The organism is Kineococcus sp. R86509 (assembly GCF_042466365.1).
GTDB lineage: Bacteria > Actinomycetota > Actinomycetes > Actinomycetales > Kineococcaceae > Kineococcus.
On record NZ_JAXHCE010000001.1, the window covers coordinates 1,014,637 to 1,036,675 of the forward strand.

The 22,039-nt window shown below is 72.4% G+C and carries 19 protein-coding genes, 1 pseudogene and 1 riboswitch; of the genes and pseudogenes, 5 read left to right on the plus strand and 15 right to left on the minus strand.

Translation table 11 applies throughout. The features are described 5' to 3' along the window. Positions 1-7 precede the first annotated feature (7 nt). The 9 genes from SJY07_RS04805 to SJY07_RS04845 all read right to left on the minus strand — a co-directional run bounded on the left by SJY07_RS04805 (position 8) and on the right by SJY07_RS04845 (position 9,287). Entirely contained in the window at positions 8-1,234 is a 1,227-nt protein-coding gene (locus SJY07_RS04805) for an O-succinylhomoserine sulfhydrylase (RefSeq protein ID WP_380157366.1), read from the minus strand. Next, complete coding sequence (locus tag SJY07_RS04810) at positions 1,198-1,605, minus strand: rhodanese-like domain-containing protein (protein WP_328295380.1); 408 nt, start codon at positions 1,603-1,605, stop codon at positions 1,198-1,200. The genes SJY07_RS04805 and SJY07_RS04810 overlap by 37 nt, the downstream gene beginning before the upstream one ends. A gap of 6 nt (positions 1,606-1,611) precedes the next feature. Next, a riboswitch (SAM riboswitch) is annotated at positions 1,612-1,710 on the minus strand. Positions 1,711-1,775: 65 nt separating this feature from the next. Further along, positions 1,776-3,602 carry a beta-galactosidase family protein gene (locus SJY07_RS04815; protein ID WP_380157368.1) on the minus strand — a complete coding sequence of 609 codons (1,827 nt, stop codon included), beginning with the start codon at positions 3,600-3,602 and terminating at the stop codon, positions 1,776-1,778. Positions 3,603-3,681: 79 nt separating this feature from the next. Continuing rightward, positions 3,682-4,176, minus strand: a complete 495-nt coding sequence (locus tag SJY07_RS04820; RefSeq protein ID WP_328295378.1) for a GNAT family N-acetyltransferase — start codon at positions 4,174-4,176, stop codon at positions 3,682-3,684. 47 nt (positions 4,177-4,223) lie between these two features. Next, positions 4,224-4,664: a Fe-S cluster assembly sulfur transfer protein SufU gene (gene sufU / locus SJY07_RS04825; protein WP_380162168.1), complete on the minus strand. Its 441-nt coding sequence runs from the start codon at positions 4,662-4,664 to the stop codon at positions 4,224-4,226. A gap of 4 nt (positions 4,665-4,668) precedes the next feature. Further along, positions 4,669-6,000 (minus strand): SufS family cysteine desulfurase, encoded by a 1,332-nt coding sequence (locus SJY07_RS04830; protein WP_380157370.1) that lies wholly within the window; start codon positions 5,998-6,000, stop codon positions 4,669-4,671. Further along, on the minus strand, positions 5,997-6,791 hold the full coding sequence (locus SJY07_RS04835) for a DUF1684 domain-containing protein (protein ID WP_380157372.1): 795 nt from the start codon (positions 6,789-6,791) through the stop codon (positions 5,997-5,999). The genes SJY07_RS04830 and SJY07_RS04835 overlap by 4 nt, the downstream gene beginning before the upstream one ends. 10 nt (positions 6,792-6,801) lie before the next feature. Beyond that, positions 6,802-8,181, minus strand: coding sequence for an NtaA/DmoA family FMN-dependent monooxygenase (locus SJY07_RS04840; protein ID WP_328295374.1), 1,380 nt, complete (start codon positions 8,179-8,181; stop codon positions 6,802-6,804). Next, positions 8,178-9,287, minus strand: a complete 1,110-nt coding sequence (locus tag SJY07_RS04845) for an LLM class flavin-dependent oxidoreductase (RefSeq protein ID WP_380157374.1) — start codon at positions 9,285-9,287, stop codon at positions 8,178-8,180. The genes SJY07_RS04840 and SJY07_RS04845 overlap by 4 nt, the downstream gene beginning before the upstream one ends. A 300-nt stretch (positions 9,288-9,587) precedes the next feature. On the opposite strand from SJY07_RS04845, the gene acs reads away from it, so the two are divergent. After that, positions 9,588-11,552, plus strand: coding sequence for an acetate--CoA ligase (gene acs / locus SJY07_RS04850; RefSeq protein WP_380157376.1), 1,965 nt, complete (start codon positions 9,588-9,590; stop codon positions 11,550-11,552). Positions 11,553-11,610: 58 nt separating this feature from the next. On the opposite strand, the gene SJY07_RS04855 is transcribed toward acs, so the two are convergent. After that, the gene (locus tag SJY07_RS04855; RefSeq protein ID WP_380157378.1) at positions 11,611-12,030 is read right to left on the minus strand and encodes a VOC family protein; all 420 of its coding nucleotides are present in this window, start codon (positions 12,028-12,030) and stop codon (positions 11,611-11,613) included. Positions 12,031-12,110: 80 nt separating this feature from the next. Next, a complete protein-coding gene (gene ndk / locus SJY07_RS04860) occupies positions 12,111-12,545 on the minus strand; it encodes a nucleoside-diphosphate kinase (protein WP_380157380.1) in 435 nt (144 codons plus the stop codon). 81 nt (positions 12,546-12,626) lie between these two features. Between ndk and SJY07_RS04865 the strand changes: the two genes are divergently transcribed. Both SJY07_RS04865 and SJY07_RS04870 read left to right on the plus strand, forming a co-directional pair. Then, positions 12,627-13,355, plus strand: a complete 729-nt coding sequence (locus SJY07_RS04865; RefSeq protein WP_380162170.1) for a glycosyltransferase — start codon at positions 12,627-12,629, stop codon at positions 13,353-13,355. Positions 13,356-13,364: 9 nt separating this feature from the next. Beyond that, positions 13,365-14,099, plus strand: a pseudogene (locus tag SJY07_RS04870) (helix-turn-helix domain-containing protein). Here SJY07_RS04870 and SJY07_RS04875 read toward each other — a convergent pair. Further along, positions 14,039-14,446 carry a VOC family protein gene (locus tag SJY07_RS04875; RefSeq protein WP_380157382.1) on the minus strand — a complete coding sequence of 136 codons (408 nt, stop codon included), beginning with the start codon at positions 14,444-14,446 and terminating at the stop codon, positions 14,039-14,041. The pseudogene SJY07_RS04870 and the gene SJY07_RS04875 sit on opposite strands and share 61 nt — an antisense overlap. Positions 14,447-14,538: 92 nt before the next feature. Between SJY07_RS04875 and SJY07_RS04880 the strand changes: the two genes are divergently transcribed. Then, a complete protein-coding gene (locus tag SJY07_RS04880) occupies positions 14,539-14,793 on the plus strand; it encodes a hypothetical protein (protein WP_380157384.1) in 255 nt (84 codons plus the stop codon). A gap of 94 nt (positions 14,794-14,887) precedes the next feature. Then, positions 14,888-16,339 (plus strand): sugar porter family MFS transporter, encoded by a 1,452-nt coding sequence (locus SJY07_RS04885; protein ID WP_328295365.1) that lies wholly within the window; start codon positions 14,888-14,890, stop codon positions 16,337-16,339. A gap of 73 nt (positions 16,340-16,412) precedes the next feature. On the opposite strand, the gene SJY07_RS04890 is transcribed toward SJY07_RS04885, so the two are convergent. Genes SJY07_RS04890 through ileS form a run of 3 tightly spaced genes read right to left on the minus strand, consistent with a single transcriptional unit; the run spans position 16,413 to position 21,546 of the window. Next, the gene (locus tag SJY07_RS04890) at positions 16,413-16,778 is read right to left on the minus strand and encodes a DUF4233 domain-containing protein (RefSeq protein ID WP_380157386.1); all 366 of its coding nucleotides are present in this window, start codon (positions 16,776-16,778) and stop codon (positions 16,413-16,415) included. Continuing rightward, positions 16,775-18,340, minus strand: a complete 1,566-nt coding sequence (locus tag SJY07_RS04895; protein ID WP_380157388.1) for a bifunctional folylpolyglutamate synthase/dihydrofolate synthase — start codon at positions 18,338-18,340, stop codon at positions 16,775-16,777. Before SJY07_RS04895 ends, SJY07_RS04890 begins: the two co-directional genes overlap by 4 nt. After that, the gene (gene ileS, locus SJY07_RS04900) at positions 18,340-21,546 is read right to left on the minus strand and encodes an isoleucine--tRNA ligase (RefSeq protein WP_380162172.1); all 3,207 of its coding nucleotides are present in this window, start codon (positions 21,544-21,546) and stop codon (positions 18,340-18,342) included. Before ileS ends, SJY07_RS04895 begins: the two co-directional genes overlap by 1 nt. Between the last annotated feature and the right edge of the window lie 493 nt (positions 21,547-22,039).

Sequence of the window (22,039 nt, forward strand, 5' to 3'; positions counted from 1 at the left end):
TCTCCGATCAGGGTTTCGCGCGCAACGCGCGGTCGAGGTCTTCCAGCAGGTCGTCGGGGTCCTCCAGGCCCACCGACAACCGCAGCACCCCGTCGGTCAGGCCGATGGCGGCACGGCCTTCGGCGCCCAGACGACGGTGCGTCGTCGTGGCGGGGTGGGTGGCGAGCGACTTGGCGTCGCCGAGGTTGTTGGAGATGTCCACGATCCGCAGGGCGTCGAGGACCTCGAAGGCGCGGTCCTTGCCGCGCCCGCGCGGGGCGTCGAGCTCGAACGTGAGGACCGTTCCGCCGAGTTCCATCTGCCGCTTCGCCAGGTCGAACTGCGGGTGGCTGGCCAGCAGGGGGTGGCGGACCCAGCGCACACCCGGCGACTGCTCCAGGTGCTCCGCGAGGCGCAGGGTGGTGGCCGCCGCGTGCCGCACCCGCAGGCTCATGGTCTCCAGGCCCTTGGCCAGGGTCCACGCGTTGAACGGGCTGAGCGTCGGTCCGGTGTGCCGGGTGAGTTCGCGGAACCTGCCGTCGATGAACTCCGAGGTCCCGAGGACCGCGCCGCCCATCACCCGGCCCTGGCCGTCGATGTGCTTGGTCGCGGAGTACACGACGACGTCGGCTCCGAACTCCAGCGGGTGCTGGCCGACGGGACTGGCGAAGGCGTTGTCGACCACGACGGTCGCCCCCGCGGCGTGCGCGAGTTCGCTCACGGCGGCGATGTCGACGAGGGTCTGCATCGGGTTCGCCGGGGTCTCGAAGAACACCGCCTGCGCCGGGGTCGAGAGCGCGCGTTCCCACTGCGCCAGGTCCTCGCCGTCGACGAACTCCGTCGTGACGCCCCACCGGGGGAGGATCTCGTCGAGGATCACGAAGCAGGAACCGAAGAGGCTCCGCGCCGCCACCACCCGGTCACCCGCGCCGAGGAGCGCGGCGAGCGCGTAGAACACCGCGGACATCCCGCTGGCGAGGCCGTAGCAGGCCTGCGCCCCTTCCAGCTGCCGCAACCGTTCCGTGAACACCGACACCGTCGGGTTCCCGTAGCGGGAGTAGACGTAGCGGTCGACGTCGCCCGCGAACGCGGCCTCGGCGTCCGCCGCGGTCGCGTAGGTGTACCCCGACGTGAGGTACATGGCCTCGGCGGTCTCCTCGAACTGCGACCGGACGAGGCCGCCGCGGACGGCGGTGGTGTCCGGGCGCCAGCCCTCGCTCACGACTGTCGCCAGGGCAGACCGGCCGCGCGCCAACCCACCGCACCGCGGTGACCGGCGTCGTCCAGCGGACCCTCGAACCCTTCGAGGACGTTGTAGCTGGGGGCGATCCCGGCGGCGGTGGCGGCCTCGGCCGCACCGACGGAACGCTGCCCGGAGCGGCAGAGGAACACGACCGGGGCGCCCGCTCCCGGGGTGATCCCCGCGGCGGCGAGTTCGGCCAGGAACCGCGGCGGGTCGACCGGGAGCCAGGACACGAGGACCGGCTCCCGGCCGGTCCCGCTGGTGTCGGGGACCCCGACGAAACGCCATTCGGCGTCGGTGCGGACGTCCACGAGGACCGCGTCCGGGGTGTCCCGGACCAGGTCGAAGGCCTCACGCGGTGTGAGGTCGCCGGCGTAACCCACTCTTTCCTCCCATCGGTCCTGGCATGAGCACCCTCCCCGCCGGTGAGGGCGAGGGGGTTGCTGCGGCGTCGACGAGCCAGGTCTCTCGGCCGCTCTGGATGGTCCCGTCAGCGTAGGGCATCGCGACGAGGGGCAGGACGGGTGGAGCAGCGTGGGTGGCTACTCCTCGGTCACTCGTCGGTGTGGCCGAGGTCCAGGTCGGGCAGCGTGCGGACCCACGGGTCCGCGGCGGCGTCGAGTTCCAGGACCGTCACGTCGTTGGTCCCCGCCCGCAGGACCGGCCCCGGGACGTAGAGCGTCCGCTGCGGTCCGCGCCGCCAGTAGCGCCCCAGGCAGAACCCGTTGACCCAGACGACCCCGCGCCCCCAGCCGGCCGTGTCCAGGAAGAGGTCGACGGGCTCCGCCACCTCGAGCTCCGCGCGGGCCAGGACCGGGCCGGCGAGGAACGTCACCGCACCCGAGCGTCCCGCCGGGGCGGTCGCCAGCCGGTCCGGGTCCAGCGCCTGCACCCGGAGGTCGCGCACCGCCGCGTCCCCGACGCGGACGGGACCGACGACGCCCTTGGGCTCGCCGAGGCGCGGACCGTAGTTCACCCGGCCCGCGTCCTCGAGGAGCAGGTCGAGCCGGGTGCCGGCGGGGTGCGGCGGGAGGGCGAGCGTGGTGTCGTGGTCTTCCCGGAACAGGGTGCCCAGCCGCACTCCGTCGAGCAGCACGGTGAGGCGGTCGCGCACCTCGGCCACGTGCAGGACGGTCGGACCCGGGGACCCGGGCGAGGTGGCGCTGACCCACGCGAAGGGGGCGGGTACCCCGCTCTCCGTCGCCAGGTCGTCGAGGAACGGGACCTCCTCCCCCGCCACCGGCTCGAGACCGTCCACGGCCTCGATCAGCGGGAGCGCACCGACGAGCGGAGCCCGCAGGACCGGCGCCGGCCGCGCCGGCGGCGGGACGTCGGCACCGAGTTCGGCGTACCCGCCGAGGACCTCGCGGAAGGCCCAGTACTTCGGCGTGGGCCGGCCGGCCTCGTCGAGCAGCGCGTCGTAGTCGTAGGACGTCGTGGTCGCCTGGTAAGTACCCTTGTCGTTGGCGCCGCTGGTGAACCCGAAGTTCGTGCCCCCGTGCACGACGTAGACGTTCACTCCCGCGCCGCGTTCTAGCATCGTCGTCAGTTCGGCGACGGCCGCCTCCGGGGGCGTCGTCCGGTGGTGGGAACCCCAGTGGTCGAACCAGCCGACCCAGAACTCCGAGCAGACGAGCGGTCCCTCGGGCTGGTGGCGGCGCAGGGTGTCCAGCCGCTCGGCCGCCCGGCCGCCGAAGGACCCGGTCGTCAGCAGTTCGGGCAGGGTCCCCGCGGCCAGCATCTCGTCGGTGGGCTGGTCGACGGTCGTCAGCGGCACGGTGATCCCGCAGCGGCGCGTGGTGGCCACCAGGTGTTCCAGGTAGGCGGTCCGGGCGGCGGTGTCCGTCGCGGCGCTGTCTGCTGCGCCGGAACCGGTCTCGTAGGCGCCGTACTCGTTCTCGACCTGCACCAGGACGACGCGTCCGCCCCGGTCGGCCTGCCGGGGAGCGACGACCTCGTAGACCCGGGTCAGGAACTCGTCGACGGCTTCGAGGTAGTCCGGGTCGTCGATGCGCAGCCGGACCCCGGAACGGGTGAGCCAGACCGGCAACCCGCCGTTGGACCACTCGGCGCAGATGTAGGGGCCCGGCCGGACGACCACGTCGAGGTCCTCCGCGGCCGCCGCGTCGAGGAACCCCGCGAGGTCGCAGGAGCCGTCGGTGCGGAACTCTCCGCGCCGTGGGGCGTGCAGGTCCCACGGCACGTAGGTCTCCACCGTGTTCAGCCCCAGTTGACGCACCGAGCGCAACCGGTCGCGCCACTGGGCGGGGTGGACGCGGAAGTAGTGCAGCGCACCGGACAGCAACCGGTGGGGACGCCCGTCGGCGAGGAACCCCTCCGGCCCGAGGGTCAGAGCGGAGGTGCGGGCGGTGGGGTTCACGTCGACTCCTGTGCTGGGCCGGCGCCCTCGCCGGTGCGGGAGGCCACCGTAACGCCCGGGGATCCGCGCCGGAGCGGGGTCAGTCCTCGACGAGGAAGCGGTGCATGACGTGCAGGCCGACGAGACCGTGCTCGGGGTGGTCGAAGGCCTCGGGAACGGTGCCGACGATGCTCATCCCCAGCGAGCGCCACAACGCGACCGCCGCGGTGTTGGTCTCGACGACGGCGTTGAACTGCATCGCGCGGTACCCGCGGAACGCAGCGAGGGCGAGGACGTGCTCGCCGAGGGCGCGTCCGACGCCGCGACCGCGCGCGGCGGGCGAGACCATGAAGCTCGCGGTGGCGACGTGGGCCCCGGGGCCCGGCCGGTTCGGCCCCGTCTTGGCGGTGCCGAGCACCTGCCCGTCCTCCAGCGCCACCACCGTCACCCCCGGCGGGGACTCGACCCAGAGGTCGCGCGCGCGCTCCGAGGTCAGCCCGCGCGGGTAGGCGTAGGTCTCCTCCTCGGCGACGATCTCGTCGAAGAACGGCCAGATCTGCGCCCAGTCGGCGTCGGTGAACTCGCGGATCTCCACGTCCGCAGGCTACCCACCGACCACCGGGAGCCGAGGGGTCCCGGGGCTCAGGGGGTGGCGGGCGCGCGGAGCAGGGCGTCGGCGAGCGCGGACCAGCTGAGGAGGGCGCACTTCACCCGCGCGGGGTACTTCGCGACACCGGCGAGGGCGACGGCGTCGCCCAGCACGTCCTCGTCACCCTCGTCCTCACCACGACTGGTCAGCATGTGCTGCACCGCGTCCCGCACCGTGACGACCTCCTCGAGCGAGCGCCCGACGACGAGGTCGTGCAGCACCGAGGCCGAGGCACGGCTGATCGAGCACCCGAGGGCGTCGTAGGAGACGTCCTCGACCGTGTCGCCGGCGAGCGCCACCCGCAGGGTGATCTCGTCGCCGCACGTCGGGTTCACGTGGTGGGCCTGCGCCGCGAACGGGTCGCGCAGACCCTCGCCGTGCGGACGTTTGGAGTGCTCGATGATCAGCTGCTGGTACAGGTCCACGGCGGTCAGGCTCTCACGCGAAGAGCGCCCGGACGCGGTGCAGCCCGCGCAGGACGGCGTCGATGTCGGAGCTCTGGTTGTAGGGCCCGAAGCTGACCCGGGTGGTGGCCGCGACCCCGAACCGGCGGTGCAGCGGCCAGGCGCAGTGGTGCCCGACCCGCACGGCGACGCCCTCGTCGTCGAGCAGTTGCCCGACGTCGTGGGCGTGGACGTCCTCCACCACGAAGGAGACCAGGGCGACCCGCTCGGCGGCGTCGAGCGGGCCGAGGACGCGGACCCAGGGCAGTTCCGCCAGTTCGGCGAGCAGACGTCGGGTGAGGTCGCGTTCGTGGGCCTCGAGGCGGGCCATCCCCGACCCGTCGGGGCCGAGCCCGCGCAGGTAGTCGGCGGCGGCGTGCAACCCGACGGCCTGCGCCGTCATCGGGACACCCGCCTCGAACTTCTGCGGGACGGGGGCGAAGGTGGAGCGTTCCATCCGGACCAGTTCGATCATCGACCCGCCGGTGAGGAACGGCGGCATCGCGCCGAGGACCTCGGCCCGGCCCCAGAGGACCCCGATCCCCGACGGCCCGAGCATCTTGTGCCCGGAGAACGCCGCGAGGTCGACCCCGAGCGACGGCAGGTCGACGGGCAGGTGCGGGACGGACTGACAGGCGTCGAGGACGACGAGCGCCCCCACCCGGCGCGCCGCGGCGACGAACGCCTCGATCGGGGCGAGTCCGCCGAGGACGTTGGAGGCGTGCGCGAAGGCGACGACCTTGGTCCGTTCCCCGACCAGCGCGTCGAGGGCGTCGAGGTCGAAGGACCCCCCGTCGGTGACGGGGACCCAGCGCAGCACGGCTCCGGTCCGGGCGCAGAGTTCCTGCCAGGGCACGAGGTTGGCGTGGTGCTCGGCCTCGGTGACGAGGATCTCGTCGCCCTCGGCGAGGACGAACCGCGGGTCGACGGCCTGACCGTCGGGGGCGCTGCCGCGGGCGGCGTAGGCCGTGGTGGTGCTGAACGCGTGCGCGATGAGGTTGAGCGACTCGGTGGCGTTCTTGGTGAACACGACCTCGTGGGCGGGGGCGCCGACGAAACCCGCGATGGCGGTCCGGGCGGCCTCGAAGTCGTCGGTGGCCTCCTCGGCCAGCTGGTGCGCCCCGCGGTGGACGGCCGCGTTGTGGGTCTCGTAGAACCGGCGTTCGGCGTCCAGGACGGCCCGCGGTTTCTGCGACGTGGCGCCGGAGTCCAGGTACACCAGCGGGTTCCCCGACCGGGTCGAGCGGCCCAGGATCGGGAAGTCCGTCCGCAGCGCGGCCAGTTCGGCGTCGCCGAACGGAGCGGCGAGCAGTTCGGTGGTGGTCACCGGGGATCCTTCTCCCCCGCCGCGACGGGCACGGTGAGGCGGTTCTCGGCGGGCGGCAGCGGGCAGGTGGCGTGGTCGGTGAACGCGCACGGCAGGTTCGTCGCCCGGTTGAAGTCCAGCACGACGTGACCGTCGGCGTCGGGTTCGGGGACGGAGATCGAGCGGGTCGTCCCCGTCGTGCTCACACCGCTGGTCGCATCGGTGAACAGGATGGTCGAACCCTTCGCACTGCGGAAGACCGTGAGTTCCTGGGGGCCGTCGAGCTCGAACCGCACGGTTCCGACGGCCTCGTGGTGGTGCTGCAGCCCTTCGACGACCGCGCCGACGACGACGGCCCGGGACTCCTCGTAGGGCACGAACCGCGCGTCGAGCACGTAGCGGTCCTCGAACCCGAACACGGGGACCCCGGTGAACGCCGCGAGCGTCGGGGACTTCGGGTCGCGGACGCGCAGGGCATGCATCCCGGTGCGCTGCATGACCTCCACCCGGCGGTCCCCGATCTCGACGAGGGTCCCCGGAGTCCCCTCGACGGTGTCGATCCGCACGGTCCCCTCGACCGGGGCGCCGTTCACGACGACCCCGTCGGCCGCGGTCGCTGTGAGTCGGACGCCACCCTCGACCGACTCCCAGGTGCCGGGCAGGTCCGCGACGGGGGCGGCCTCGCCGACGAGCCAGTGCAGTCCGGTCAGGCTCAGCCAGCCGTGCGGCGCACTGAGGTCGGCCGTCCGGGTGGCACGCCACTCCTCCCAGGTCCGGCGGGCGGTGTCGAGGGTGCTGGTCGTCGTGGTCATGGCGGACTCCTCAGGCGGTGGCGCGGACGGCGGGGGCGAGACGGTGCGGGTGCGGCACACCGAGGTGCTCGCGCAGGGTCGAACCGGTGTAGCCGGTGCGGTAGCTGCCGCGTTCCTGCAGCAGCGGGACGACCTTCTCGACGAACTCGTCGAGACCGGCCGGGGTGAGGCTGGGCACGAGGATGAACCCGTCGCAGGCGTCGGCCTGGACGTAGGTGTCCATCTCCTCCGCGACCTGCGCGGGGGTGCCGACGAACTGCTGGCGGCCGGTGACCTCGACGACGAGTTCCCGGCTGCTCCACCCGTGGGCCGCGGCGAGGTCGCGCCACGTGCGCGCGGTCTCCACCGGGTCCTTCGTCATCCGGGTCCGGCCCTGGGCGATGGTCGAGGTCGTCTCCGGGTCCTGCGCCGGCAACGGTCCCTCGGGGTCGTGGTCGCTCAGGTCGCGGCCCCAGACCTGTTCGAGGAACGCGATCGCCTGCGCCGGCCCGACCTGCTGGAACCGGATCTCCCGGGCGTGCTCGCGGGCCTGCCCGGGGGTGTCGCCGAGGACGAACGTGACCCCGGGGAGGATCTTCAGGTCGTCTCCGGAGCGGCCGTTGCGGACGGCGCGGGAGCGCATGTCGGCGGTGAACCGCTGCCCCGCCTCCAGCGAGCCGTGCATGGTGAAGATGGCGTCGGCGTACGTGGCGCCGAACTCGCGGCCGTCGTCGGAGTCGCCGGCCTGCAGCAGCACCGGGTGACCCTGCGGGCTGCGCGGCAGCGAACCGGTCCCCCGGACCTGGAACTGCGGGCCGCGGTGGTCGACCTCGGAGATCCCCCGGGCGAAGACCCCCGTCTCGGGGTCGGCGACCAGGGAGTCCTCGGCCCAGGAGTCCCAGAACTCCCGCGCGACGTCGAGGACCTCACGGGCCCGGACGTAGCGGTCGGCGTGCGCGAGGTACCCGCCGCGGCGGAAGTTCTCCCCGGTGAACGCGTCGGAACTGGTGACGACGTTCCAGGCCGCGCGCCCACCGGAGAGGTGGTCGAGGGAGGCGAACTGCTTGGCGAGTTCCGCGGCCTCGTTGAAGGTGGCGTTGATCGTCCCGGCCAGCCCGAGGTGGGTCGTGACCGACGCGATCGAGTTCAGGACGGTGAGGGTGTCGGGACGGCCGACGACGTCGAGGTCGTGGATCTTCCCGCGCTGTTCGCGCAGCCGCAGCCCCTCGGCGAGGAAGAAGAAGTCCATCAACCCCCGTTCCGCGGTCCGGGCGAGGTGTTCGAAGGAGGAGAAGTCCACCTGGCTGCCGGAGCGCGGGTCGCGCCACACCGTGGTGTTGTTGACGCCCGGGAAGTGCGCCCCGAGGTGAATCTGGCGAGGGGTCTCACGGGAGGTCTCACGGCGGGTCATCGGACGCCTCCGATCCTGGCGTAGCGGCTGGTGGGGCGGGGCAGGCCGAAGCGTTCGCGCAGCGTGCTGCCCGCGACCGGCGGCCGGGTCAGCGCGGGGACGACCCCGCTGACGACGAGTTCGAGCGTCGCGGGCAGGTCCACCGGCGCGAGGACGGCGCCGTCGAGGCCGTCGGGCAGCTCGGCCAGGGCCGCGGCGAGGGTGGCGGGAGTGCCGAGGTGGCGCACCGAGCGCGGCGCGGCGCCGGGGCTCAGCTCGTCGAGCCGGCCGGCGACGTCGAGGGCCTCCGTGGCGGTCTGCCGGAGCAGGACCTCCACGTCGAGCAGGACGGTCAGCTCGCGACCGGCCAGGGTCCGCAACCGGTCCGCGGTCTGCGCCGCGGTGCGTTCGTCGCCGGCCTCGATCCGGGCGACGTCGGCGTGCGCGGCGGCCACCGCGAGGGAGTGCTCGTCCCGGACGGGCACCACGACGAGCGGCTGGCCCTGCGGGGAGCGCGGGGTGATCGACGGGCCGCGGACGGAGAACCGCTCCCCCTCGAAGTCGACGTAGTGCAGCTTGTCGCGGTCCACGAACCGGCCGCTGGCGACGTCGCGGACCACCGCGTCGTCCTCCCAGCTGTCCCAGAGCCGACGGACGACCTCGACGGTGTCCGCGGCCTCGCGCCACAGCTCCGCCGGCGGGGCGGTCCCCGTCCGCCCGAAGGTGTCCGCCTCCTCGGCGGTGGTGGAGACCTCGACCTGCCAGCCGGCGCGGCCGAGGCTGGTGAAGTCGAGGGTCGCGACGGCCTTGTTCGTGTGGAACGGCTCGGTATGGGTCGTCGTGACGACCGGCACGAGACCGACCCGGCGGGTCAGCGGCGCGAGGTGCGCGGCGATCGCGACGGCGTCGAGGCGACCGCGCTGGTCGCGCTCGTCACTGGAGCCGAGGCGGAAGGAGTCGGGGACCACGAGCAGGTCGAGGTCGGCGCGCTCGACGAGCGCGCCGAGGCGGCGCCAGTGAGCGGCGGTGAAGAGCTCGGCCGGGCGCGCGCCGGGCAGGCGCCACGCGGCGGGGTGGCGACCGGCGGCGTCGAGTTCGACGCCCAGGCGCAGTGGCTCTCGGGACATGGCGTACCCCTCCGGGGCTGCTGACGTGACCGGCCGGGTCGCTCGGCTGAGCACCCGGGGGCCGCCGGGTGTTCCCGGCGACGTGCCCTGCGGGTCAGCGACAGGCGGAGGAGCGGGTGCGGCAGAGGTCGACGTGACGACGCTGCACGGCGAAGAAGGGGCGGGCGACCGCGGACGCCGGGGGCGTGCTCGCGCTCACCCGGGTGCTCTCCACGGTCCGAGCCTACGGCGCGGCTACCCTGGCGGCCAAGCCGGCCGACGGCCGGTCCGCCGACCGCCCCGCCCGTGAGGACGCACCGCATGACGAGCACGCCCCTGGACGACCCCGCGCAGGACCTCGTCTTCCCGCCGTCGGCGCAGTTCAGCGCCCAGGCCAACGTCGGCGCGGGCGAGTACGAGCGCGCGGCCGCGGACCCCGAGGCGTTCTGGGCCGAACAGGCCCGGCGGCTGCAGTGGGACGAGCCGTTCCACACCGTCTTCGACGGCTCGACGTTGCCGACCGCGCAGTGGTTCACGGGCGGCAGGCTCAACGTCGCGGTGAACTGCGTCGACCGCCACGTCACCGCGGGCCGGGGCGAGAAGGTCGCGTTGCACTGGGAGGGCGAACCCGGGGACTCCCGCACCATCAGCTACGCGCAGCTGCAGGACGAGGTCTGCCGGCTCGCGAACGCGCTGGAGGAACTCGGGATCGGGCACGGCGACCGCGTCGTCCTCTACCTGCCGGTGCTGCCCGAGACGATCGTCACGACCATGGCGTGCGCGCGCATCGGCGCCGTCGTCAGCCTGGTGTTCGGGGGTTTCTCCGCCGAGGCGCTGCGGTTCCGGGTGGAGGACACCGGCGCGAAGCTCCTGGTCTGCACCGACGGGCAGTTCCGGCGGGGTAGCGCCGTCGCGGTGAAGGGAGCCGCGGACGCGGCCGTCGAGGGGCTCGACCACGTCGAGCACGTCCTCGTGCTGCGCCGCACCGGGGAGGCGACGCCGGACGTCCCCTGGACGGAGGGCCGCGACGTCTGGTGGCACGAACTCGTCGACCGCCAGCCGGTCGAGCACGTCGCGCCGAGCTTCGACAGCGAGAACCCGCTGTTCATCATCTACACCTCGGGGACCACGGGGCGACCCAAGGGGTTGGTGCACACCAGCGGCGGGTACCTCACCCACACCTCCTGGTCGCACTGGGCGGTGTTCGACGTCAAGGACGACGACGTCTACTGGTGCCAGGCGGACCTCGCCTGGGTCACCGCGCACAGCTACGAGATGTACGGCCCGCTGTCCAACGGGACCACCCAGGTCATCTACGAGGGCTCACCGCTGACCCCGCACTCCGGTCGCCACTTCGAGGTCATCGAGAAGTACGGCGTGACGATCTACTACACCGCCCCCACCCTGGTGCGGACGTTCATGAAGCACGGTCCGGAACTGCCCGCGGGCTTCGACCTGTCGTCGTTGCGGCTGCTGGGTTCCGTGGGCGAGGCCATCAACCCCGAGGCGTGGACGTGGTTGCACCGCAACGTGGGTGGTGGACGCTGCCCCATCGTCGACACGTGGTGGCAGTCCGAGACCGGGGCGGCCGTCGTCGCTCCGCTGCCCGGCGTCACCCCGCTGAAACCGGGTTCCGGGACGGTCCCGCTGCCCGGGTTCTCCGCGACCGTCGTCGACGAGGCGGGTGAGGAGGTCGCCCCCGGCGAGCAGGGCGTCCTGGTCATCACGAAACCCTGGCCCGGGATGGCCCGGACGGTGTGGCGCGACCACGCGCGGTTCGTCACGAGCTACTGGGAGCCCTACGCCGCCCAGGGCTGGTACCTGGCCGGGGACGCCGCGACCAAGGACGCCGACGGCTACATCTGGATCGGCGGCCGCATCGACGACGTCCTGAACGTCTCGGGTCACCGGCTCTCCAGCATCGAACTCGAGTCAGCCCTCGTGTCGCACCCGCGGGTGGCCGAGGCCGCCGTCGTCGGGGCGCCGGACGAGACGACGGGTCAACGGATCGTGGCGTTCGTCATCCTCCGCGGCACGGGCCCCTCCGACGGGGTCGGCGCGGAACTGCGGGAACACGTCGCGCGCGCCGTCGGGGCGATCGCGAAGCCCCGCGACGTCGTCGTCGTGCCGGACCTGCCGAAGACCCGGTCGGGGAAGATCATGCGCCGGCTGATGGCCGACATGACCGCCGGTCGCTCCGGCGGGGACGTGACGTCGCTGCAGGACGAGACCGCCCTCGCCGCGGTCGAGACGGCGTGGGCGCAGTACGTGCGCTCCCGTCCCTGACCTTCCCGGTCCGCGATCGTGCAGGTCTTCCCCGCGAGATCGCGGACCGGGCGGGTGGTCAGGCGGGTTCGCCGATGCTGCCGGCCTCAGCCGCCGCGAGGTCCATCCAGCTGACCTCCCAGACGTGACCGTCGGGGTCGCGGAAGCTGGTGCCGTACATGAAGCCGAGGTCCGTGGCCGGGCCGTAGACGGACCCGCCGTTCGCCAGCGCCTTGGCCACGAGGTCGTCGCACTCCTGGCGGGAGTCGGCCGAGAGCGCGAGCATGTACTCGGTCGTCCCTGCGGGGGCGGACTCCGAGTGCAGGAAGTCCTTCCAGCGCGAGGGCTCGTGGATGAGGACGAAGATGTTCTCCTCGATCACGATGCAGGCCGTGTCGTCGCTCTCGAACTGCGGGTTCGGCGCGAACCCGAGCGCCGAGAAGAAGGCCTTGGAGGCCTCCTTGCTCGCGACCGGCACGTTGAGGAAGGCCATGCGCATGAGTGCTCCCGAGGTCTGAGGCCGTCCGTCCGGCCTTCTCGATCCTTCGACCTCAGACTGCCCGAGAACTCATCGCCGTGTCAGAGGTTCGGGAACCAGAGGCCGATCTCGCGGGCCGCGGACTCCTGGGCGTCGGACCCGTGGACGAGGTTCTGCTGGACCTTCAGGCCCCAGTCCCGGCCCAGGTCGCCGCGGATCGTGCCCGGCGCGGCGGTCGTCGGGTCGGTGGTGCCGGCCAGCGAGCGGAAGCCCTCGATGACGCGGTGGCCCTCGACGACCGCGGCGAGCACCGGGCCGGAGAGCATGAACTCCACGAGCGGTTCGTAGAACGGCTTGCCCTGGTGCTCCTCGTAGTGACCGGCGAGGAGTTCCGGGGTCGCGGTCCGCAGTTCGACGGCGACCAGGGTGTAGCCCTTGGCCTCGATGCGCCGCAGCACCTCCCCGGAGAGGTTGCGCCGCACGCCGTCGGGCTTCACGAGGACGAGGGTCCGCTGCAGGTTCGTTTCAGTCGCCACGGCAACGACCCTAGTGGACCGACCCATCCGGGCGGCCGACGGCTCCGAACCAGGACCGTGGACTGTCCGGCCACCCTGGTCGTGGTCCCGGCTCACGGGCGGAGCGCCGTGATCGGGTCGCTCCGGCGCGTCCTGGCCGCGGCCCCCGTCGAGGTGCTCGTGGTGCTCGAGGAGGACGACCACGCGGTCACCGACCTGGTCGAGGAGTTCGCCCGCAGCCACCTCGAGGTGCACCTGCTGCACCGGCGCCGCGGGAAGGGGGTGGGCACGCCCCAGCGGGAGGGACTCCTCTGGGGTCTCGAACGCGGCTACCAGGTCCTCGTGACGATGGACCTGGCCCACCCCGCCGAGCGGCTCCCGGCGGTGCTCGCCGCGCTGGAGGACGCCGACCTCGTGCTCGGCTCCCGCCACCTCGCCGCCCCCACCACCCTCGCCGTGGCCGACGACCACCGGCTGGGTCCGCTGGTGTCCCGCGCGGGGAACGCGTGCCTCGCCGCAGTCCTGCGACTCCCGGTGCGCGACGTCACCACGGGGTTCCGCGGGTTCCGCCGCGAGGTCCTGCTCGGCATCGGGATCAGCGCCCTCACCTCGCGGGGCTCCTCCTTCCGCGTCGACACCACCCACCGGGCCCACCAGGGCGGGTACCGGCTGGTCGAGGTCCCCGTGGTCGTCCCCGGCGAGCGCGGCGCCACCGCGGCCGGTGTCCGGGAGGTGCTGACGACGGCGATGACACGACTGCGCGCCAGGCCGTGCCGACGTGGCCCGGTCCGGCTCCCGGAGCGCTCGACGCGGGTCGGTGGTCTGCGCTGAACTGAGGACGTGTACCGCGAACGTGCGTCGCTGGTCCCCGGCGCCCGGGTCTGGTCGAGCAGCGCCGCCGACCGTTCGAGCGGACTCGTGCTGCCCGACGGCTGCATCGACCTGCTCTGGCGGGCGGAGGGAGGCGACGGCGAACTGCTGGTCGCCGGCCCGGACACCCGGGCCCAGACGGTGGAAGGGGACCCGGCGGTGCGCTGGACGGGACTGCGCTTCGCCCCCGGCCACGCACCGTCGTTCCTCGGCGTGCCGGGCGACGCGCTGCGCGACGAGCGGGTCCCCCTCGCCGACCTCTAGGGTCCCGTGCGAGCACGGGACCTCGTCGAGCGGGTCGCGCGCGCCGTCCACGCGGGGGCCGCGCTCGAGGAGATCGCGGCGCAGGCTCCCCCGCGCGACCCCGCCACGGTCGCGACGGTCCGGCTGCTGGCGGGCGGGCGCAGCGTCGCCGAGGTCGCCGACGCGCTGGGCCTCGGGGTGCGCACGCTGCACCGGCGCAGTCTCACCGCCTTCGGCTACCCGCCCCAGGTGCTCGCGCGGGTCCTGCGCCTGCAGCGCGCGGTGGCGGGGTTGCGCTCGGGGCTCAGCGCGTCCCGGGTCGCGCAGGAGGCCGGGTTCGCCGACCAGGCGCACCTCGCGCGCGAGGTCCGGGCCTTCACGGGGACATCGCCGCGGTCGTTTCAGCCCAGGGCGGCGAACAGGTCGACCGAGCCGCCGTCGGGGTCGAGGACCACGGCGTAGCGCTGGCCCCACACCGCGTCGAAGGGGACCAGGTGCGCCGGCGCCCCCGCGGCCGTGAGGTCCGCGAACACCTGGTCGACGCCCGCGGGACTGGCGCAGTCGAAGGCGAGGGCACTGCGGTTCCCACCCCGGGCGGGCTCGAAGCCGGGGTCGAAGGACCGCAGGACCTCCTCGGTGTCCCAGGCCAACCGCAGACCACCCGGCAGGGTGACCTCGACGTGCGGTTCGGCGTCCGCCGTCGCGGGCAGGTCGAGACCGAGCCGGCGGTAGAAGGCCAGCGCGCGGGCCATGTCGGCGACGACGAGGCCGACGAGGTCGAGCCGGGGGACGACGGTCGGTGTGCTCATGGCGACGAGCCTGCCGCGCGCCGCGCGGGGTGTCTTGAACGGATCGGACACGGTGCCAGGATGTGGGCCCCGTTGCGAGGAAGGGATCCGCTGTGCCGCTGCGTCACGACCGTGAGGACACCACCGCCCAGGAGGAGGCGCTGCGCGCCGCCCGCGACGAGGCCGCGACGGTGATGGCCGAGCTCGCCGCCGAGGCGAGGTCGCTCGGCAAGGCCTACGCCGCCCGCTCCGCCCGGATCCCCGACGGGTCCGCGCTGGCCGGGCTGATCGACGCCGCCCGCCGTGCGGAGGAGGACGTGGACATCGCCGCGCACGACCTCGCGACCGCCCGCGGCGAGGACGCCTGACCGCTCTCGGGGTGCGGTGAGGCAGGTGCGGCAGGAAGATCGACGACGGGCTCCGGCCGGGGCGCCACGCGCACCCTGAGAGGACCCCCACCCCATGTCGCAGCAGGACGCGAGCGGTTCCGCCCGCGACAGCGAGGAGCAGCAGCACGCGACCACCAAGGTCGTGCTGATCTCGATCGTGGCCGCCATCGGCGGTTTCCTCTTCGGTTTCGACACCTCCGTCGTCAATGGGGCCGTCGACGCGGTCACCGAGAAGTTCGCCCTGTCCGGGTGGCTCTCCGGTTTCGCCGTCTCCTGCGCCCTGCTCGGTGCGGCCGTCGGGGCCTGGTTCGCGGGCCGCATCGCCGACCGGTTCGGCCGCAAGTCCGTGATGGTCATCGGCGGGGTCCTCTTCGCCGTCGGGGCCGTCGGCTCGGCCTTCGCCTTCGCGGTGTGGGACCTCATCCTCTGGCGCGTCGTCGGTGGTCTCGGCGTCGGCGTGGCCTCCGTCATCGCCCCGACCTACATCGCCGAGGTCGCCCCCGCCTACCTCCGCGGTCGCCTCGGGTCCCTGCAGCAGCTGGCCATCACCGTCGGCATCTTCGCCGCCCTGCTCTCCGACGCCTTCATCGCCAACACCGCCGGTGACGCGTCGCAGACGACGTGGCTGGGCTGGGAGGCCTGGCGCTGGATGTTCGTCGTCGGCGTGATCCCGTCCGCGGTCTGGGCGTTCCTGGCCCTGCAGGTGCCGGAGTCGCCGCGCTACCTCATCGCCCAGGGCGAGACGCAGAAGGCGACCGAGGTGCTGCGCGAGGTCCTCGGCAACCGCAGCCTGGAGGCCCTGCAGCGCAAGGTCGCCGAGATCAAGAACTCGATGAAGCGCGAGGACGACCCCAGCCTGCGCGACCTGCGCGGGCCGCGGTTCGGTCTGCTGCCCATCGTCTGGGTCGGCATCCTGCTCTCGGTGTTCCAGCAGGCCGTCGGGATCAACGTGATCTTCTACTACTCCACGACGCTGTGGAAGGCCGTGGGCTTCGAGGAGTCGCAGGCCCTCACCACCTCGGTCATCACCTCCGTGACCAACGTCGTCGTGACGTTCATCGCCATCGCGACCGTCGACAAGATCGGGCGCAAACCGCTGCTCACCATCGGGTCGGCGGGGATGTTCGTCTCCCTGGCCGTCATGGCCGTCACGTTCTCGCAGTCGGTCGGCAGCGGGGACGACGTGAGCCTGCCGGGCCACTGGGGCATCGTCGGCATCGTCGCCGCGAACGTCTACGTCATCTCCTTCGGCGCGACGTGGGGTCCGGTCGTGTGGGTCCTGCTCGGGGAGATGTTCCCCAACAAGATCCGGGCCGCGGGCCTCGCCGTCGCCGCGGCCGCGCAGTGGCTGGCGAACTTCGCCGTCTCCACCAGTTTCCCGTCGCTGGCGAAGCTCGGCCTGCAGTACGCCTACGGCCTCTACGCCGTCATCGCCCTGCTGTCCTTCGTGTTCGTCCGCCGCGCCGTGCAGGAGACGAAGGGCCGCGAACTCGAGGACATGGACGAGGCCGCCACCGCGCGCTGACGCCGACCTCCCCCTCCCGATCTGTGATCTTGCGGGGTTTCCCAGCGGGACCACGGGTCGGGAGGGGTGGTGCTCAGGGGTTGTCCGCCAGGCGGCGGGCCACCTCGGCCTTCTCGTGGTCGACGCGAGCACCGATGCGCAGCGCGAAGAACCAGATGACGGCGAAGGCGACCCCGATGCCGAACATCATCGGCACCACGAACCCGCCCGCGATCATCACGGCCTGCAGCACCCAGCCGAGCGCGTACCCGGCGCGGGAACGGAGCATCCCCGCGCACAGCACGCAGAGCAGCATGAGGACGCCGCCCACGACGAGGTAGCTGGTGTGGCGCTGGCCGATCGGCTCGAGGGCGAACGCGACGAGGGTCGCGAAGAACACCAGCATCGCCTCGCAGATCAACGTCGTGGCGGCGAACATCCGCTTCGTGGACCGTCTCACTGCGTCCTCCTCCCCAGCAGCGCGCGGGCGTCCCCGACGAGGACGACCGAACCCGCGACGACGATCCCGGCACCGGAACCGCCCATGCCACCGCCGGCGCCCGACTCCGACTCGGCCAGGTCGACGGCGGTCGCGATCGCCTCGTCCAGGCGTTCCACGACGTGGACCCGGTCCTCGCCGAACACGTCCTCGGCGATCTCACCGAGTTCGGCGGGTTCCAGCCCGCGGGGGGAGCTCGACCGGGTCACGACGACCTCGGCCAGGACGGGTTCGAGCGCGCTGAGCACTCCCTCGACGTCCTTGTCCCCCATGATCGCGATGACCCCGACGAGGCGGCTCAGCGTGAAGGCCTCGGCGATGCCGACGGCCAGGGCCTGCGCACCCGCCGGGTTGTGCGCGGCGTCGGCGAGGATCAACGGCGAGTTCCGCAGCACCTCCATCCGCCCCGGTGAGGTGACGTCGGCGAACGCGGCCTCGACCAGACCCGGTATGAGGGTCCCGCCCGGCATGGCCAGCAGGGCCTCGACCGCGCTCAGCGCCGTCACGGCGTTCTCGGCCTGGTGCACCCCGTGCAGCGGGAGGAAGACGTCGGTGTAGGTACCGCCGCGGGTGCGCAACGACACGAGCTGCCCGCCGTGGGCCAGGGTCCGTTCCTCGATCCCGAAGTCCATCCCCTCCCGCACGACGTTCACGCGTTCCGCGGCGACCTTGGCCATGAGCACGGCCGCGGCCTCCTCCTCCTGCTTGCCGAGGACGACGATCGAGCCGTGCTTGACGATCCCGGCCTTCTGGCCCGCGATCTCCTCCAGCGTCGACCCGAGCCACGTCTCGTGGTCCATCGACACCGGGGTGATGACGGCGACGTCGGGTTGCACGACGTTCGTGGTGTCCCACGTCCCGCCCAGCCCGGTCTCGATGACGGCGACGTCCACGGGGGCGTCCGCGAAGGCCGCGAACGCCATGAGGGTCAGGACCTCGAAGAAGCTCAGCCGCGGTTCGTCGCGTTCGGCCGCCTTCGCGTCCACGATCGAGACGACCGCTTCGACGTCGTCCCAGGCCCGCACGAACGCCGCGTGGGTGATGGGGTCGCCGTCGATGGAGATCCGCTCGGTGATGTCGACGAGGTGCGGGCTGGTGAACCGGCCCGTGCGCAGGTCGTGCTCGCGGACCAGGCGTTCCACCATCCGCGCCGTCGACGTCTTGCCGTTGGTGCCGGCGAGGTGGACGACGCGGTAGGCGTTCTGCGGATCGCCCAGCAGCGCGCACGCCTCGCGCACGCGCTCCAGGGTCGGGTGGATCCGGTGCTCGGGGTTGCGGGACAGGATCTGCACCACGACCTCGTCGAAGCGCGGGTCGTCCTCCACCGGCGGTCCGGGGTTCGCGGCCGCGACCGCCGCCCCGGGTTCCCGGGACGGCGGGCGACGGTCCTGCGGGACCCGGCCGCGGCGGAGACCGTCGGTGCCGAACCCCTCCTCACCCTCGTCGTCGTCCGAGAGCGGCCCCATGAGGTCGTCGAGATCCTCGTCCTCGTTCTCGAACGGGTCGAGCGGTCCTTCGCTCATCAGATCGTCTCTGCCTTCTGCACCACGATGCGCACCTCGTGCCCCTCGACCTGCCCCACCAGCGTCGCCGTGCCGGCCGGGACGGCCGCCACGGAACCGCTGGACCCGAACTGCTGCGCCAACGTCTCCTCGACGACGAGGTTCTGGTGGGTCACCAGCGCCTCCCAGACCGGGCCGGCCGCCGCGACCGTCAGCCGGATCCGGTCCGACACGTGCAGACCGGCGTCGCGCCGGGCCTGCTGGACGAGCCGGATCACGTCGCGGGCGATGCCCTCGGCCGCGAGCTCCGGGGTGACGGTCGTGTCCAGCACCACGAAACCCCCACCGGCGAGGGCCGCCGTGGCGAGACCGGAGTCGACGCCCTCCACGACGGTGCTCAGCTCGTACTCGCCCTCGACGAGCTCGATCCCGCCGGCGACGACGGTCCCGTCGGGACGTTCTTCCCACTCCCCGGACTTCGACCCCTTGATCGCCTGCTGCACCTGCTTGCCCAAGCGGGGTCCGGCGGCGCGGGCGTTGACGGTCAGCTTCGCGACGACGCCGTACTCGACGGCCTTCTCGATCGGCCCGAGGGCGACCTCGCGGACGTTGACCTCGTCAGCCACCAGCTGGGCGAACGGCTGCAGGGCAGCCGGATCGGCGACGAGGACCTCGAGGCGGTTCAGCGGCAACCGCACCCGCAACCCGTTGGCCTTGCGCAGCGCCAGCGCGTTGGAGCAGGTCACGCGGGCCTCGTCCATGGCGGCGACGAGAGCCGGGTCGCTGGGCAGGTCCATCGCGTCCGGCCAGTCGGTGAGGTGGACGGAGCGTCCGCCGGTCAGCGAGCGCCAGATCTCCTCGGAGAACAGCGGGAGCAGCGGCGCGAGCATCCGCGTCGTCGTCTCCAGCACCGTGTAGAGAGTGTCGAAGGCGTCCTTGGCCCGGTCGGACTCACCGTCCCAGAACGCCGACCGCGAGCGCCGGACGTACCAGTTGGTGAGGGAGTCCAGGAACTGCCGGGAGGTCTCGCAGGCCCCCGCGATGTCGTAGACGTCGAGTTGCGCGGTGACGGCCACGACGGTGTCGTGCAGCTTCGCGAGGACGTAGCGGTCGAGGACGTCGGGCGAGGAGGTCCGCCAGCGGGGGGTGTGGCTGGAGGTCCCGGAGTACAGCTGGAAGAACGAGCAGGTGTTCCACAGCGGCAGCAGGACCTGGCGGACGGAGTCGCGGATGCCCTGCTCGGTGACGATGAGGTTCCCGCCGCGCAGGACGGGGGAACTCATGAGGAACCAGCGCATGGCGTCGGCGCCGTCGCGGTCGAGGACCTCGGACACGTCGGGGTAGTTGCGCAGCGACTTGCTCATCTTCCGGCCGTCGTCGCCCAGCAGGATGCCGTGGGAGACGGCGGTGCGGAACGCGGGCCGGTCGAAGAGCGCGGTCGCGAGCACGTGCAGCGTGTAGAACCAGCCGCGGGTCTGGCCGATGTACTCGACGATGAAGTCGCCCGGGTAGTGGCTCTCGAACCACTCGGTGTTCTCGAAGGGGTAGTGCACCTGGGCGAAGGGCATCGACCCGGACTCGAACCAGCAGTCGAGCACCTCCGGGACCCGGCGCATGGTCGACTTCCCGGTCGGGTCGTCGGGGTTGGGCCGGGTGAGGTCGTCGATGGTGGGGCGGTGCAGGTCGGCCGGGCGCACGCCGAAGTCGCGCTCGAGGTCGTCCAGCGAGCCGTACACGTCGACGCGCGGGTAGGTCGGGTCGTCCGACATCCACACCGGGATCGGGCTGCCCCAGTAGCGGCTGCGGCTGATCGACCAGTCGCGCGCCCCCTCCAGCCACTTGCCGAAGGACCCGTGCTTGACGTGCTCGGGGACCCAGGTGATGTCCTCGTTCAGCTCGACCATGCGGTCGCGGATGGCCGTGACCTTGACGAACCAGCTGGAGACGGCGCGGTAGATCAGTGCGTTCCCGCAGCGCCAGCAGTGCGGGTAGGAGTGGTCGTAGGTCTCCAGCCGCAGCAGGAGGGCACCGCTGGGGACCCCGTCGCGCAGGGCGCGGTTGATCTCCTTGTTGGCGTCGAAGACGTGCATCCCGGCGAAGTCGGTGACCTCGGCCGTGAACGTGCCGTTGGAGGCGACGGGCACGACGGGGACGATGCCGGCGGCGTCGGTGACGAGCTTGTCGTCCTCGCCGAAGGCGGGGGCGATGTGCACGATCCCCGTCCCGGAGTCGGTCGTGACGTAGTCGGCGGCCAGGACCTGGTGGGCGTTCTCGCGGCCGGCGAAGTAGTCGAAGGGCGGGACGTAGCGCCGGCCCAGCAGTTCCTCACCGCGGTAGCGGCCGACGACGCGCTCGGCGGCGTCCTCGCCGAGTTCGCGGGCGTAGTGGGAGAGGCGGTCCTCGGCGAGCAGGAACCTGCGGCCCTCGTGCTCACCGGTGCCCGTGACCACGACGTAGCGCAGGTCGGGGTGCACGGCCATGGCGAGGTTGCTCGGGAGGGTCCAGGGGGTGGTGGTCCAGATGAGGGCGAGGACGCCGTCGAGGGCGTCGTGGGACCCGTCGCCCAGCAGGCGGAAGCCGACGGTGACGGCCGGGTCCTGCCGGTTGCGGTAGGTGTCGTCGAGGCGGGTCTCGGAGTTGCTGAGCGGGGTCTCGCAGCGCCAGCAGTAGGCCAGGACGCGGAAGCCCTCGTAGACGAGGCCCTTGTCCCACAACGTCTTGAAGGCCCACATGACCGACTCCATGTAGTCGGTGTCGAGGGTCTTGTAGTCGTTGTCGAAGTCGACCCAGCGCGCCTGGCGGGTGACGTACTCCTCCCACTCCTTCGTGTACTTCAGCACGGAGGTGCGGCAGGCGGCGTTGAAGGCGGCGACGCCGAGTTCGTCGATCTCGGACTTGTGGGTGATCCCGAGCTGCTTCTCGGCCTCGACCTCGGCGGGCAGGCCGTGGGTGTCCCAGCCGAAGCGCCGCTCGACCTGGTGCCCGCGCATGGTCTTGTACCGGGGGACGAGGTCCTTCACGTAGCCCGTGAGCAGGTGGCCGTAGTGCGGCAGGCCGTTGGCGAAGGGTGGGCCGTCGTAGAAGACGAACTCGCCCGCAGCGGAGCCCTTGCGGGCGTCGACGCTGGCCTGGAAGGTGCCGTCGGCGGCCCAGGAGTCGAGGATGCGCTGCTCGATCTCGGGGAAGCGGGGGCTGCTGCCGGCCTCGCTGGTGTCCCCGGGGGCCACGGTGGTGGTCTCGTCCGGCGGCGTGACGTCCTGCGACACGTGCGTCTCCTCGACTGATGCTTCCAGCCACGAGGACGACTCCCGCCGGGGCCGGCGGTGCCGCGGTACCACCCCGCTTGCCGTCCCCGACCGCCCCGAAGGACCGACGACGACGACCTCTCGTCCGGCTGTCACGGGCCGCACCCGTCCGGTTCTAGTGAGCCGTCCCACCCGCTGGGTGGTGCGGCCGTTCTTCCGGAGGCTCACCGGTGATGGCCGGATCGACGCCTGTGCGGTCATGGTAACCGTCGCCGAGGTCCAGGTCTTCCCCGTTCGGCACCGGCAGTCACGGATGTCGCGACTCCGGTCACCAGCCGTCAAGGGTTGCGTGAGGTGACGTCACTCCGGGTGACAACCAGGGGTCCAAGCGGTCTGTTCATCACCGCAGCGTTACCTCTAGCGGCGGAACGGAGCTGTTGGTGCAGCAATCGGCTACCTAACGTCACTGATGAGC

What these genes read in the sequence shown, in the direction of transcription:
- SJY07_RS04855 (WP_380157378.1), bottom strand. Translation starts at nt 12,030, where the DNA reads ATGCGCATGGCCTTCCTCAACGTGCCGGTCGCGAGCAAGGAGGCCTCC.
- SJY07_RS04840 (WP_328295374.1), bottom strand. Translation starts at nt 8,181, where the DNA reads ATGACCCGCCGTGAGACCTCCCGTGAGACCCCTCGCCAGATTCACCTC.
- SJY07_RS04895 (WP_380157388.1), bottom strand. Translation starts at nt 18,340, where the DNA reads ATGAGCGAAGGACCGCTCGACCCGTTCGAGAACGAGGACGAGGATCTC.
- acs (WP_380157376.1), top strand. Translation starts at nt 9,588, where the DNA reads ATGACGAGCACGCCCCTGGACGACCCCGCGCAGGACCTCGTCTTCCCG.
- SJY07_RS04875 (WP_380157382.1), bottom strand. Translation starts at nt 14,446, where the DNA reads ATGAGCACACCGACCGTCGTCCCCCGGCTCGACCTCGTCGGCCTCGTC.
- SJY07_RS04845 (WP_380157374.1), bottom strand. Translation starts at nt 9,287, where the DNA reads ATGTCCCGAGAGCCACTGCGCCTGGGCGTCGAACTCGACGCCGCCGGT.
- SJY07_RS04885 (WP_328295365.1), top strand. Translation starts at nt 14,888, where the DNA reads ATGTCGCAGCAGGACGCGAGCGGTTCCGCCCGCGACAGCGAGGAGCAG.
- SJY07_RS04835 (WP_380157372.1), bottom strand. Translation starts at nt 6,791, where the DNA reads ATGACCACGACGACCAGCACCCTCGACACCGCCCGCCGGACCTGGGAG.